This is a genomic window from Janthinobacterium sp. DSP2-3-3 (assembly GCF_049897325.1).
In the GTDB taxonomy this organism is placed as follows: domain Bacteria; phylum Pseudomonadota; class Gammaproteobacteria; order Burkholderiales; family Burkholderiaceae_D; genus Janthinobacterium.
Genome location: NZ_JAFCWA010000004.1, coordinates 90,476 through 103,909 on the forward strand (window position 1 = coordinate 90,476; position 13,434 = coordinate 103,909).

The following is a 13,434-nucleotide window of genomic DNA, read 5'->3' on the forward strand; positions in this document are numbered from 1 at the left end:
CGTCAAAATAGGTGAGGAGTGGGGGTGCGGCACGCCATGTCACCGCATCATGCCACTGGCATAGCGCATGCTTGTCGCGTGGGAATGGGCGCCGCTAACAAGGTATGATAGCACCCGTGAATTCGAAAACTACCCTTCCGACCGTACTTGAAAACGCCGGTGCGGCATGGCTGCGCCGCTCCTGGCGCACATCCATGCTGGCTGCATTGTGGCTGGCGGCGCCGTTTGCGCTGGCGCAAACCTATACGTCCGCGTCGGCGGCGCCAGCCGCCAGCGTGGCGGCCAAGCCGGCCGGCAACTGGACGCCGCTGGCTGTGCCGCCGGCGCCGAATCTGCCGAACCTGGGCGATACCTCGCGCGAAGACCTGTCGCCGGCGATGGAGCGCAAGATCGGCGAAGAAATCATGCGCGGCATTCGCGGCGACCGCGACTACCTCGACGATGCGCCCTTGCTGGAATACCTGAATACCTTCGGCAACGCCCTCGTGGCGGCCCGCCCCAGCGTGCGCGGCGAAACGAATTACGACTATTTTTTCTTTGCCGTGCGCGATCCCCAGTTGAACGCGTTTGCCTTGCCCGGCGGTTTCATCGGCGTCCATTCGGCCCTGGTGCTGGCGGCGCAAACGGAGGCGGAACTGGCTTCCGTCCTGTCGCACGAGATCGGCCACGTGGCGCAGCGCCATATCGCGCGCATGCTGGGCCAGCAGCGCCAGGATGCCCTGATGCCGCTGGCGGCCATGTTGCTGGCGGCGCTGGCCTCGCGCGCGGGCGGCGACGTGGCGCTGGGCGTGTTTGCCGCCGGCCAGGGCCTGGCCATCCAGCGCCAGCTCAATTTCGGCCGCGACGCCGAACGCGAGGCCGACCGCATCGGTTTCCAGATCATGGGCGAGGCCGGTTTCGACACCACCGGCATGGTAGCCTTCTTCGGCCGCATGCAAGCGGCCAGCCGTTCGTACAGCGACCTGATGCCCGCCTATCTGCAGACGCACCCGCTGACGACGGAGCGCATCGCCGACATCCAGGCACGCATCCGCGAGCAGCCCTACAAGCAGCGTCCGGACAGCCTGAGTTTCCACCTGGCCCGGGCGCGCGCGCGCGTGCTGCAGGATGAAAGCGTGCAAGGCCTGCTGAATGCCAAGGCGGTCTTCAAGACGCAGCTGGAACAGCAAAGCCGTTTCCAGGTGGTGGCCGCACATTACGGCTTGTCCTTTGTCGCCGTCAAGCAGGGCAAGCCCTCTGATGCCCAGAAGGAGCTCGACGCGGCCCATGCCGCCCTGCACCAGCCGGCCGGGCCGAATGTGTTCACCTCGGGTGGCACGCAGGGCCCCAATTCGCTGCTGGCAGCGATGGGGCTGGAAGTGCTGTTGATGCCGGCGCAGAAGAAGGAGGTGGCGCAGCAAGCCATGAAGGCGGCGGACGCGGCGCGCCAGCAGTTTCCCCTCTCGCGCGGCATTGCCCATCAGTATGCGGAAGCGTTGATGGCTGCCGGCAAGCTGGAGCAATCAACCTTGTACCTGCGCGACCAGGTGCAGCTCTACAAGGAAGAGCCGGAACTGTATGATTTACTGGCGAAAGCCTATGCGGACCAGGGCAAGATGACCTTGCAGCACATGGCGCTGGCCGAATCCTACGTGCTGCAGGGCGCCACCATGGCCGCGCTGGACCAGCTGACGATCGCCCGCAAATCGACGGACGCAACTTTTTACGACCAGGCCGTGATCGATGCGCGCGAGCGCGAACTGCAGGAAAAGCGCCGCGAACAGATCAAGGATCAGAAAGGCTAGCCGCTACTCCGCTTGCGGCGCGCGCTGGAAGCCGAAGGTTTGCGGTACGCTGGCATAGGCCAGCGGCTGCACGGCAATCTCCTTGTCGTTATGCAATAAAGTCAGGTTTCCCTGGCCTTGCTCCAGCCAGCCCAGCAGGACTTCGTCGCTTGCCGCCAGGCCATCGATGCGCAGCGATGCCAGCACCTGCGCCATGTCGCGGTCATCGACTTGCGCCACGCTGTCGCCCTGGCACAGGATCAGCGCACCGTTGTCGCACAGCCAGGCGGCATCGATGGTCTTCAGCGGCGCGCCTGTCTGCAAGACAAAACCGTGCTGCGGGTCGCTGCGGGCGATGTACGGCGTCGCTTCCAGGTTCAAGTAGACGCGCTGCGGGCCATTCTGGAAAAACCAGCAACCGCGTTCGTCATGGTCGTAATTGCGATTGATAAATCCTAGCAGCGCCACATGGGCGATCTTGTCGCCGGGCAGTTGTTGCTGTTGTGCCTGCTGGTCGCGCATGCGCCAGTGGCCGCGCGCGTCCAGGCCCAGCCAGCCGTAGCAGTGGGGCACGTTCGGCCATTTGGCCAGCGCCTGCTTGACGAGTTCATCCATGTATAGCGTTTTCCGTGTGCGTGTGCGAGCTAGCAGCGTGACAGCTTTGCGGGGAAGAGGGCGCCGTGTTGCCGCCTTCAAAAAAATGGATCAGCCGTTGCGGCAGCCAGCGTGTGCTTCCCGGCAACTTGCCAGCGGCAAAGCCGACATGGCCGCCATGGCGCGGATACTCGAGCGTGACCTTGGACGCGGCGTTGCGCGGCAAGAAGCGCCCGGGCAGGAAGGGATCATTTTGCGCATTCAGCACCAGGGTCGGCACGGTGATGTCCGACAAGACGTGCTTGGCGCTGGCGCGGTGCCAGTAATCGTCGGCGTCGCGGTAGCCGTGCAGGGGTGCCGTGACGATATTGTCGAAGGCGTGCAAGTCGCGCGCGGCCAGCATGGCCTCGCGCGCAAACAGGCCGGGAAACTGTTCCAGCTTGGCCAGGCATTTGGGTTTGAGCGTGTTCAAGAACATGCGCGTGTAGAGCCGGTTGCTGCCGCAAGACAGGGCCTTGCCCCCTTGCACCAGGTCCAGCGGGGCCGACACGGCCGCCGCCGCATCGATGAAATCAGCCTGGTGCTGCGACTGGCCCAGCCAGCACAGCAAGGCGTTGCCGCCCAGCGAGACACCTGCCGCGTAAAATTTACCCGTGGCGCGCGGGCGCAGGCGCTGCACGATCCAGTCTACTTCCTGCGCATCGCCTGAATGGTAAAAACGGGGCGCCAGGTTGGCTTCGCCCGAGCAGCCGCGAAAATGCGGCACGGCGCCCGACCAGCCGCGCGCCGCCACTTCGGCCATCAGGGCGCGCGCGTAGTGGCTGTTCGACGAGCCTTCCAGGCCGTGGAACAGGACCACGAAGGGCTGGCCCGGCTGGCCGTCAACCAGGTCGACATCGACGAAGTCGCCATCGGGCGCTTGCCAGCGTTCACGGCGGAAGGCCACGGCCGGCTTGGCGATGCATACGGCCGGATAAATCGTCTGCGCGTGGCCGCCAGGCAGCCAGAAGGGAGCGGTATAAGGGGCGTTGTAGATAAGGGGCAAAGTCATCAGTGCAGGATCTGTGTTCCCGTGGCGTCGGCCGGCGCACTGCCGGGGGCGACGGACGCGTGGTGCAGCACGATGCGCCAGCCGCGCGGCGTTTTCACATACACATTCGTGGCGAGCAGATGTGCCGGGCCGCCTTCTTCAGAGGTGACGCCTTCGATGACGGTGTGCACCGAACTCATCAAATTGTGCGTTTCATGCAGCTGTGCCGGCACGATGTGCAGGCCGCCGCCCGCCAGAATGGTTTCCCACGAGGCGCGGATGGCGGCATGGCCGATCAGGCGCGCGCCGCCCGGGTGGATGCAGACGATCTCTTCATCGTCGGCCCATAGCGCCATCAGCGCTGCAAGGTCGGCGCGGTGCAAGGCATCGTAGAACGCCGCTTCGACTTCGGCGGCGCTGCCATTGAGTTCTTTCAGACGTTTCATGACGACTCCGGCTTGAGCGGTACAGCTCGGTGTATAAATGAAAACGGCGCGCTGGGTGCGCGCCGCTGGGCAGTTTAATGATGGCCGGCGCTGGCGCCTTCCTTCAGGGTATACGCCGTGCCGCAGTAGGGACACTTGGCGATACCGTCTTTGTTGAATTCCAGAAACACGCGCGGATGCGACGACCACAGCGGCATGGCCGGGTTAGGGCAGTGGGCTGGCAAGTCTTTACTGTCGAGTTCGACCGCTGTCTGGGTGATTTTTGTCATCTTGTCATGCTCCGTGAGGCTGTATGGTAGGAAGTCGGCTGCTGCCAAAACCACGATTTTAACGGATTCAGGCAGGCAGCAAAAATCATGGCTAAAATGGCGCCTTGATCATCTGCGGCTGCGGCGCGGGTTTTTGCGAAAATATGGCAGCTGCAGCGCCACACTGACTGGATTTGCCTTGCCGGTATCACCGTTGCACCCATGCGCCCCGCGCACCATTGTTGTGCAGTTACCACAGTGCGCCTGCCGGGGGCTCGCATGAACACCCGCGTGAGCGCCGTCATGGCCGCCAAGGACGACGGCCTGCTGAAAGACGCCTGGCGCGCCGGCCTGAGAGTGGGCGCGCCCAGCCTGCTGGGTATTGCCGCCTGGGGTATGGTGGTGGGCGTGGCCATGGTGAAAAGCGGTCTGACGGTGGCGCAGGCGGGGGCCATGACCCTGTTTGTCTTTGCCGGCTCAGCCCAGCTCGCCTCCCTGCCGCTGCTGGCCGCCCACGCCCCCGTGTGGGTGATCTTCGCCACGGCCCTCGTCGTTAATTTGCGTTTTGTTATTTTTTCCGTGCTGCTGGCGCCCCATTTCGCGCATCTGCCTTGGCGCCAGCGCTTTGCGCTCGGCTATGTGGCGGGCGATATCACGGTAGGCTTGTTCCTGCAGCGCTACCCCCATGAAACGCCGGACCCGGCCAAGCTGCCCTTTCTCAAGGGGCTGATTTACCCCAACTGGCTGGCCTGGCAAATCGGTTCCTTCATCGGCATCGTGTTGGGGGCCGTCGTTCCTGCCGAATGGGGGCTGGGGTTCGCCGGGACCCTGGCGATCCTGTGCGTCACCGTGCCCCTGATCCTCAACCGCGCCGCTTTGTGCGGCGTGCTGGTGGCGGGCACGGTGGCCGTGCTGGCGTTTGGCTTGCCATACAAGCTGGGTTTGCTGGTGGCCGTGGTGGTGGGCATGGTCAGCGCCATGGCCGTGGAAGAATTGACCGAGAAATGGAACAAACGCCATGTTTGACGGATGGGACTGGGGCAGGACCGATGTGTGGATCGCCATCGCCGTGCTGGTGGTGGCCACGGCCGCCACGCGCAGCACGTTTTGGCTGGTTGGCCATCACATCAGCATTCCGCGCAGGATCAACGAGATGCTGCGCTATGCGCCGGCCTGCGCGCTGGCGGCCATCATCGCGCCCGACATGTTGATGGAGGGGCAGCAAGTGCACTTTGAATTATCGAATTTGAAACTCTTGTCGGGTATTGCCGCCACGCTCTTTTTCGTGATCCGCCGCAATATGCTGCAAACCATCGTGTTTGGCATGCTGATTTTCACGGGCTTGCGACTGTTGCACGTTTTTCAGTAAAGCAGGACAAATCGGGGATTTGGTCTGGTCATTGCGGTAAAATAGCGCACTTCCTTCCACTCGTCATCTGGATCGCCATGTCAGCTGTTCTCAACTTCATCCGTCTGCAAGATTTGATCGCCCACAATGCACTGCAAGGCAAGCGCGTGTTTATCCGCGCCGACCTGAACGTCCCGCAAGATGACAGTGGCAAGATCACCGAAGATACGCGCATCCGCGCCTCGGTGCCGGCCATCCGCGCCGCCCTTGACGCTGGCGCTGCCGTCATGGTGACGTCGCACCTGGGTCGTCCGACGGAAGGCGAATTCAAGCCAGCCGACAGCCTGGCGCCCGTGGCGGCCCGTTTGTCCGAGCTGCTGGGCCAGGAGGTTGCATTGAAGCAAAACTGGATCGATGGTACCGGCTTGGAAAACCTGGCCGCCGGCCAGGTGGTCTTGCTGGAAAACGTGCGCGTGAACAAGGGCGAAAAGAAAAACAGCGATGAACTGGCGCAAAAAATGGCCAAGCTGTGCGATATCTACGTCAACGACGCGTTCGGCACGGCCCACCGCGCCGAAGCGTCCACGCACGGCATCGCCAAGTTCGCCCCTATCGCCTGCGCCGGCCCGCTGCTGGCTGCCGAACTCGATGCGCTGGGGAAAGCTTTGCACGCCCCAGCTCGCCCGCTGCTGGCTATCGTTGCTGGTTCGAAAGTATCGAGCAAGCTGACCATTCTGAAAGCCCTGTCCGACAAGGTTGATAACTTGATCGTCGGCGGCGGTATCGCCAACACCTTCATGAAGGCTGTCGGCTTGAATGTCGGCAAGTCGCTGGTGGAAGCGGAACTCGTCGAGGAAGCCAAAGCCATCATCGAGATCATGGCCAAGCGCGGCGCGCAAGTGCCGATTCCCATCGATGTCGTGTGCGCCAAGGAGTTTTCGCCGACGGCCGCCGCGACCGTCAAGGACGTGGCCGATGTGGCTGACGACGACATGATCCTCGATATCGGCCCGAAAACGTCGGCCCTGCTGGCGCAGCAGATCGCTGCCGCCGGCACCATCGTGTGGAACGGCCCCGTCGGTGTGTTCGAATTCGACCAGTTCGGCAACGGCACCAAGACCTTGGCGTTGGCGATTGCCGAATCGACAGCATTTTCCATCGCTGGCGGTGGCGACACCCTGGCGGCGATTGCAAAATACGACATTACCGATAAAATCAGCTATATCTCGACGGGCGGCGGCGCTTTCCTGGAGTTCCTGGAAGGCAAAACTTTGCCCGCAGTGGAAATTCTCATGCAACGTGCTGGCTGATACAGCCTGACTGTAGTGCCACCAAGCGCAGCCTGACCGCTGCGCTTTTACCTTGCCGGATGCAGCATCGAGCCGGCCTTGCTCACCTTCGCTCGCACAAGGACTTCTATGCCACGCGGTACAAAAATCGTAGCAACAATCGGCCCCGCCTCCACCGACTTCGATATTCTGGTGAAGATGATACGTGCGGGTGTCGACGTGGTGCGTTTGAATTTTTCCCACGGCAAGGCGCAAGACCATATCGACCGCGCGGCGCTGGTGCGCCTGGCGGCGCTTGAATGCGGCCGCGAGGTGGCCATCATGGCCGACATGCAAGGTCCGAAAATTCGCGTCGGCAAGTTTGAAAACACGCGCATCCAACTGGAGCAGGGCGAGCGCTTCATCCTCGACGCCAAGTGGGGCGAGAATGGCGAGCTGGGTAACCAGGAACGGGTTGGCCTCGATTACAAGGCGCTGCCGCGCGACTTGCACAAGGGCGACGTGCTGTTGCTGAATGACGGCCTCATCGTGCTGATCGTCGAGCGCATCCACGGCAGCGAAATTCACACCACCGTCAAGATCGGCGGCGAGCTGTCGAACAACAAGGGCATCAACCGCCAGGGCGGCGGCCTGTCCGCGCCGGCCTTGACGGCCAAGGATATGGAAGACATCAAGACGGCCATGAGTTTCCAGGCCGATTATCTGGCCATTTCCTTCCCGAAATGCGCGACCGACATGGAAATGGCGCGCCAGCTGGCCAATATCGCCGGCGAACCGTACCACCACAAGCCGATGATGATCGCCAAGATCGAGCGCGCGGAAGCCATTCCTGCCTTGCAGGAAATTCTCGATGCTTCCGACGGCATCATGGTGGCGCGCGGCGACCTGGCCGTGGAAGTCGGCAATGCGGCCGTGCCGGCCTTGCAAAAGCGCATGATCAAGATGGCGCGCGCGTCGAATAAACTGGCCATTACTGCCACGCAGATGATGGAATCGATGATCGTCAACGCCGTGCCGACCCGCGCGGAAGTGTCCGACGTGGCCAATGCCGTGCTCGATGGCACGGATGCCGTCATGACGTCGGCCGAGACGGCCTCGGGCAAGTACCCGATCGAGACGGTGGAAATGATGGCCGCCATCTGCGTCGAAGCGGAACAGTCCGAATACAACAAGCTCGATGCCGATTTCCTCAACGTCACGTTTACCCGCATCGACCAGTCGATCGCGTATGGCGCGCTGTTTACGGCCCACCATTTGCGCGTGAAAGCCATCGTGGCGCTGACGGAATCCGGTTCCACCGCCTTGTGGATGAGCCGCCACAGCATCGACACGCCGATCTACGCGCTCACGCCGAGTGTCACCACTTTGCGCAAAGCCGCGCTGTACCGCAATGTTCGGGCGTATCATCTGATGCAGAACGCCCCCAGTGCGCAAGTGCTGAAGCAGGCGGAAGAGCTGCTGGTGGCGCAGGGCATCGTCAAGAAGGGCGACATGATCGTCGTTACCTGGGGCGAGCCGATGGGACAGGTGGGCGGCACGAATGCCCTGAAAATCGTCACAGTCGGCGAATTCGAATAAGAACGCCCACAAACAGCCCAGGGCGTTGTTGCATTGCCTCGTCGTACTAGTCGTACTGCCTTCGGCAACGCGCCTAGCCCTGAACAGTTTGTTGGACGTTCTTGTGTCATTGCGTGTAGTTGAAAGAATTCAGGCGTCGGCGCGGTCATCGACCGCGAAGCGCCGCAACAGTTTCTATTGTTCTCTGGAGTATTACCATGTCTCTCGTATCCATGCGTCAATTGCTGGACCATGCCGCCGAAAACGGTTATGGCATTCCTGCTTTCAACGTCAACAACCTGGAGCAAGTGCAAGCCATCATGGCTGCCGCCGATGCGCTCAACAGCCCGGTGATCATGCAAGCGTCCGCTGGCGCGCGCAAGTACGCCGGTGAAGCTTTCCTGCGCCACCTGATCGACGCCGCCGTCGAAGCGTATCCGCACATTCCCGTCGTCATGCACCAGGATCACGGCCAGTCGCCGGCCGTCTGCATGGCCGCCATCCGCTCGGGTTTTACCTCCGTGATGATGGATGGCTCGCTGGAAGCGGACGGCAAGTCGGTCGCCTCGTATGAATACAACGTGGAAGTGTCGCGCGAAGTGGTGAAATTCTCGCACGCCATCGGCGTGACGGTGGAAGCGGAACTGGGCGTGCTCGGTTCCCTGGAAACCATGAAGGGCGACAAGGAAGACGGCCACGGCGCCGACGGCACCATGACGCGCGAGCAACTGCTGACGGACGTCGCGCAAGCGGCCGATTTCGTGCAGCGCACCCAGTGCGACGCCCTGGCGATCGCCATCGGCACCTCGCATGGCGCGTATAAATTCACGCGCAAGCCGACGGGCGATATCCTGGCCATCGACCGCATCAAGGAAATCCACGCGCGCATCCCGAACACCCATTTGGTGATGCACGGCTCGTCGTCGGTGCCGCAGGAATTGCTGGCCATCATCCGCGAATTCGGCGGCGACATGAAGGAAACCTATGGCGTGCCAGTGGAAGAAATCCAGGAAGGCATCCGTCACGGCGTGCGCAAGATCAACATCGACACCGACATCCGCCTGGCGATGACGGCCGCGATCCGCAAGTACCTGTTTGAAAACCCGTCGAAATTCGACCCGCGCGACTTCCTGAAGCCAGCCCGCACCGCCGCCGAGCAAATCGTGCGCGCCCGCATGCAGGCATTCGGCTGCGAAGGCCAGGCGTCGAAAATCAAGGTCATCACGATGGAAAAAATGGCCGAGCGCTACAAGGCCGGCGAGCTGTCGCAAATTGTGAAGTAAAATTCTGTCTGGAACGGGCAGCAGGCATCCGCATACAGCGTATCCTTGTGCCCGATTTTCTCGACCGGCAGGCATCCCCTGCCTGCCGGTTTCGTTTCATCCAACTATTCCCCCGCTATGAACAGCCTCTATCAGACTTCCATCCACTCCCTGCCATTGCTGGGCCACGGCAAGGTCCGCGACAATTACGCCGTTGGCGACGACAAGATTTTGATCGTCACCACGGACCGCCTGTCGGCCTTCGATGTCGTCATGAACGAGCCTATCCCCGGCAAGGGCAAGGTGCTCAACCAGATGAGCGACTTCTGGTTCGAGAAACTCGGCCATATCGTGCCGAACCACCTGACCGGCGTGGCGCCGGAATCCGTGGTGTCGCCCGAGGAAGTGGAACAAGTCAAGGGCCGCGCCGTCGTGGCCAAGCGCTTGAAACCCATCATGGTCGAGGCGGTCGTGCGCGGCTACATCATCGGTTCGGGCTGGAAAGATTACCAGGAGTCGGGCAGCATCTGCGGCATCGCGCTGCCAGCGGGCCTGCAACAGGCGGAAAAACTGCAGGAACCGATCTTCACTCCGGCAGCCAAGGCTGAGCTGGGCGAACATGACGAAAACATCAGCTTTGCTGAAATGGAAGAGCGCATCGGTGCCGAACTGGCCGCCAAGATGCGTGACGTGGCCATCGCGCTGTACAAGGCTGCCGCCGAGTACGCCGCCACGCGCGGCATCATCATCGCCGACACCAAGTTTGAATTCGGCCTGGATGACAACGGCGTCATGCATTTGATGGATGAAGTGCTGACGGCCGACTCGTCGCGCTTCTGGCCCGCCGATTCCTACCAGCCGGGCATCTCGCCACCGTCGTTCGACAAGCAATTCGTGCGCGACTACCTGGAAACGCTGACCTGGGGCAAAACCGCACCGGCGCCAGCGCTGCCGGCCGACGTCATCGAAAAAACCCAGGCCAAGTACTTCGAAGCCATCGAACGCCTGACGGGCGAGAAGCTGAAGGCTTGAGATGACTGAGCAAAAGTTGAACCCCAAGCCGCTGGTCGGCGTCATCATGGGCTCGTCCTCGGACTGGGACGTGATGCAGAATGCGGTTGCCATCCTGAAACAGTTTGGCGTGCCGTACGAAGCGCAAGTCATTTCCGCGCACCGCATGCCCGACGAGATGTATGCGTACGCGAAGAGCGCGCGCGCGCGCGGCTTGCGCGCCATCATCGCCGGCGCCGGCGGCGCGGCCCACCTGCCTGGCATGGTGGCGGCGATGACCATCGTGCCGGTGCTGGGCGTGCCCGTGCCGTCGAAATACTTGCGCGGCGAAGATTCCATGCTGTCCATCCTGCAAATGCCCAAGGGCGTGCCGGTGGCTACTTTTGCCATCGGCGAAGCGGGTGCGGCGAATGCAGCGTTGACGGCGGTGGCGATGCTTGCCGCCAACGACGACACCCTGGCCGAGCGGCTGGAAGCGTTCCGTGCCACGCAAACGGCTGCTGCCAAAGCCATGGTCTTGCCTGATTAATGTGTTTGAAAAATAATGAATAGTAAATCGACTTCCCCATTGCTGCCCGGCGCCAACCCACCGGCGTGGCTGGGCGTGATGGGTGGCGGCCAGCTCGGCCGCATGTTTGCCCAGGCCGCGCAAGGCATGGGCTATCAAGTAGCTGTACTGGAACCGTCCGCTGCCTGCCCTGCGGGGCAGGTGGCGCAGCGCCTGGTGAATGCCGGCTACAGCGATGCCGCCGGTCTCGACGCGCTGGCCGCGCAATGCCTGGCTGTCACCACGGAATTTGAAAACGTGCCGGCCGACAGCCTGTCGCGCCTGGCCGAACGCGTGTTCGTGGCGCCGGATGCGCACGGCGTGTCGGTGGCGCAAGACCGCATCGCGGAAAAGCGTTTCTTTGTCGACTGCGCGGCCAAGTCGGGTGTGCTGCCGGCGCCGCACATGGTCATCGCCACGCAGGCCGATATCGACGCCATTAGCGACGAGCTGCTGCCCGGCATCCTGAAAACCGTGCGCATGGGCTATGACGGCAAGGGCCAGTTCCGCGTGCGCACGCGCGACGAGGTGCGCGCCGCGTTCGCGGAAATGGGACAGGTAACTTGCCTGTTGGAAAAGATGCTGCCGCTGGCGTATGAAGTGTCGGTGCTGACGGCACGCGGCGTGGATGGCCAGTCGGTCGTGTATCCGATCGCCGAAAACGTGCACCGCGACGGCGTGCTTTTTACCACCACCGTGCCGGGCCCGAATGTGTCGGACGACTGCGCCGCCAAGGCGCAGCGGGCGGCGCAAGCCATGGTCGCGGAACTCGGCTATGTCGGCGTGCTGTGCATTGAATTTTTCGTGCTGACCGACGGTAGCCTGGTGGTCAACGAAATGGCGCCGCGTCCGCACAACAGCGGCCATTACACGATGGATGCTTGCGTCACCAGCCAGTTCGCGCAGCAGGTGCGGGCCATGGCGCGCTTGCCGCTGGGCGAGGTGCGCCAGCATTCGCCGGCCGTGATGCTTAACATCCTGGGCGACGCCTGGTTTGCAGACGGCAGCGATGCCGCCTGCGAACCGGCATGGGACCAGGTGCTGGCGCTGCCGGGCGCCTGTTTGCACCTGTATGGCAAGGACGATCCGCGGCGTGGGCGCAAGATGGGCCACCTGACCCTGATTGCCGCCACCTTGCAAGAGGCACAGCAGCGCCTGCGCGACGCTTGCCTGATCCTGGGAATCGCGCCGTGAGCGTGCCCGCACGAGATCTGGACGCTGCCGCCGCCGTGCTGGAAGCGGGTGGCCTCGTCGCTTTCCCGACGGAAACAGTGTACGGTCTGGGTGCCGATGCGGAAAATCCATCTGCCGTGGCGCGCATCTACGAAGCCAAGGGCCGGCCATCGGACCACCCCGTCATCGTGCACGTGGCACCCGGTGCCGACTTGGCGCACTGGTCCGATGACATTCCGGTCGAGGCGGAACAGCTGGTGGCCGCCTTCTGGCCTGGGCCGCTGACCCTGATCGTCAAGCGCGCCGCGCATATTCCCGATGCCGTGTCCGGCGGCCAGGATACGGTGGGCTTGCGTTGCCCGTCGCACCCGGTGGCTATCGAATTGCTACGCACCTTCAAGGGGGGGAAAGGTGGCCTGGCGGCGCCGTCGGCGAACAAATTCGGCAATGTCAGCCCCACCACGGCGCAGCATGTGCGCGATGAATTCGCGGCGGAACTCGCTAGCGGCTTACTGGGCCTGGTGCTCGATGGCGGACAGAGCGAGGTGGGCATCGAGTCGACCATCGTCGACCTGTCGCGCCTGGCCACGCACGGTCCCGTGCTGTTGCGTCCCGGCCATATCAGCAGCGAACAGATCGCCGCCGTCATTGGCCACGCACCGGCAGTGGCCGACGCGGCCGCGCCGCGTGCCTCGGGCACCCTGGAATCGCACTACGCACCGCACACGCCTGTTGCGATGCAGCACAGCGACGACGTGCGCGCCACCTTGAACCGCTTGCTCAATGACGGACGCCGCGTGGCCCTGATCCACTACTCGGATCTGCCGCCGGCCAGCGCCAGCGTGCGCCTGGCGGCCAGCCCGGAAAATTACGCACACGCGCTGTATGCCTCGCTGCGCACGATGGACCAGGTCGGCGCCGAGCTGATACTCGTCGAAGCACCGCCGACCGGCCCTGCGTGGCTGGGCGTGAATGACCGTTTGCGGCGTGCCGCATTCGGCTCAAGTGGTATCTTGCAGCAGTTTCTGTCCGCATGATGAAAAGCCCCGCAAGGGGCTTTTCCTTGATGCAGCGCAATAGCGATGCTTGCCACGAAACATCTTTAATCCTCCATAATTCAAGCGATCGCCCTGTCGTGAAAGGGCGCTGGCAGTGTTGTTATTTCG

Annotated in this window: 14 protein-coding genes; 10 read left to right on the forward strand and 4 right to left on the reverse strand. The window is 62.8% G+C overall.

Annotated elements, in window-relative coordinates; genetic code table 11:
* Nucleotides 1–194 precede the first annotated feature (194 nt).
* Nucleotides 195–1,784 (forward strand): M48 family metalloprotease, encoded by a 1,590-nt coding sequence (locus tag ACP7DE_RS09405; protein WP_426071854.1) that lies wholly within the window; start codon nt 195–197, stop codon nt 1,782–1,784.
* A gap of 3 nt (nt 1,785–1,787) precedes the next feature.
* Here ACP7DE_RS09405 and ACP7DE_RS09410 read toward each other — a convergent pair whose 3' ends face one another.
* The 4 genes from ACP7DE_RS09410 to ACP7DE_RS09425 form a co-directional block, all read right to left on the reverse strand.
* The gene (locus tag ACP7DE_RS09410) at nt 1,788–2,378 is read right to left on the reverse strand and encodes a DUF2946 family protein (protein ID WP_426071855.1); all 591 of its coding nucleotides are present in this window, start codon (nt 2,376–2,378) and stop codon (nt 1,788–1,790) included.
* Nucleotides 2,371–3,408 carry a YheT family hydrolase gene (locus ACP7DE_RS09415; protein WP_426071856.1) on the reverse strand — a complete coding sequence of 346 codons (1,038 nt, stop codon included), beginning with the start codon at nt 3,406–3,408 and terminating at the stop codon, nt 2,371–2,373. Before ACP7DE_RS09415 ends, ACP7DE_RS09410 begins: the two co-directional genes overlap by 8 nt.
* Complete coding sequence (locus ACP7DE_RS09420; RefSeq protein ID WP_426071857.1) at nt 3,408–3,833, reverse strand: YybH family protein; 426 nt, start codon at nt 3,831–3,833, stop codon at nt 3,408–3,410. Before ACP7DE_RS09420 ends, ACP7DE_RS09415 begins: the two co-directional genes overlap by 1 nt.
* A gap of 74 nt (nt 3,834–3,907) precedes the next feature.
* The gene (locus ACP7DE_RS09425; RefSeq protein WP_426071858.1) at nt 3,908–4,102 is read right to left on the reverse strand and encodes a zinc-finger domain-containing protein; all 195 of its coding nucleotides are present in this window, start codon (nt 4,100–4,102) and stop codon (nt 3,908–3,910) included.
* Nucleotides 4,103–4,360: 258 nt separating this feature from the next.
* On the opposite strand from ACP7DE_RS09425, the gene ACP7DE_RS09430 reads away from it, so the two are divergent.
* The 9 genes from ACP7DE_RS09430 to ACP7DE_RS09470 all read left to right on the forward strand — a co-directional run bounded on the left by ACP7DE_RS09430 (nt 4,361) and on the right by ACP7DE_RS09470 (nt 13,305).
* Nucleotides 4,361–5,107: an AzlC family ABC transporter permease gene (locus ACP7DE_RS09430; protein ID WP_426071859.1), complete on the forward strand. Its 747-nt coding sequence runs from the start codon at nt 4,361–4,363 to the stop codon at nt 5,105–5,107.
* Complete coding sequence (locus ACP7DE_RS09435; protein WP_426071860.1) at nt 5,100–5,450, forward strand: AzlD domain-containing protein; 351 nt, start codon at nt 5,100–5,102, stop codon at nt 5,448–5,450. The genes ACP7DE_RS09430 and ACP7DE_RS09435 overlap by 8 nt, the downstream gene beginning before the upstream one ends.
* Nucleotides 5,451–5,527: 77 nt before the next feature.
* Nucleotides 5,528–6,739 carry a phosphoglycerate kinase gene (locus ACP7DE_RS09440; RefSeq protein WP_426071861.1) on the forward strand — a complete coding sequence of 404 codons (1,212 nt, stop codon included), beginning with the start codon at nt 5,528–5,530 and terminating at the stop codon, nt 6,737–6,739.
* A 108-nt stretch (nt 6,740–6,847) separates the two neighbouring features.
* A complete protein-coding gene (pyk, locus tag ACP7DE_RS09445) occupies nt 6,848–8,296 on the forward strand; it encodes a pyruvate kinase (RefSeq protein ID WP_426071862.1) in 1,449 nt (482 codons plus the stop codon).
* A 197-nt stretch (nt 8,297–8,493) separates the two neighbouring features.
* Nucleotides 8,494–9,558, forward strand: coding sequence for a class II fructose-bisphosphate aldolase (gene fba, locus ACP7DE_RS09450; RefSeq protein ID WP_010401625.1), 1,065 nt, complete (start codon nt 8,494–8,496; stop codon nt 9,556–9,558).
* Nucleotides 9,559–9,675: 117 nt separating this feature from the next.
* Nucleotides 9,676–10,569 (forward strand): phosphoribosylaminoimidazolesuccinocarboxamide synthase, encoded by an 894-nt coding sequence (locus ACP7DE_RS09455; RefSeq protein ID WP_426071863.1) that lies wholly within the window; start codon nt 9,676–9,678, stop codon nt 10,567–10,569.
* A gap of 1 nt (nt 10,570) precedes the next feature.
* A complete protein-coding gene (gene purE, locus ACP7DE_RS09460; protein WP_426071864.1) occupies nt 10,571–11,077 on the forward strand; it encodes a 5-(carboxyamino)imidazole ribonucleotide mutase in 507 nt (168 codons plus the stop codon).
* 15 nt (nt 11,078–11,092) lie between these two features.
* On the forward strand, nt 11,093–12,289 hold the full coding sequence (locus ACP7DE_RS09465; RefSeq protein WP_426071865.1) for a 5-(carboxyamino)imidazole ribonucleotide synthase: 1,197 nt from the start codon (nt 11,093–11,095) through the stop codon (nt 12,287–12,289).
* Nucleotides 12,286–13,305: an L-threonylcarbamoyladenylate synthase gene (locus tag ACP7DE_RS09470; RefSeq protein WP_426071866.1), complete on the forward strand. Its 1,020-nt coding sequence runs from the start codon at nt 12,286–12,288 to the stop codon at nt 13,303–13,305. The genes ACP7DE_RS09465 and ACP7DE_RS09470 overlap by 4 nt, the downstream gene beginning before the upstream one ends.
* The last annotated feature ends 129 nt before the right edge of the window (nt 13,306–13,434 follow it).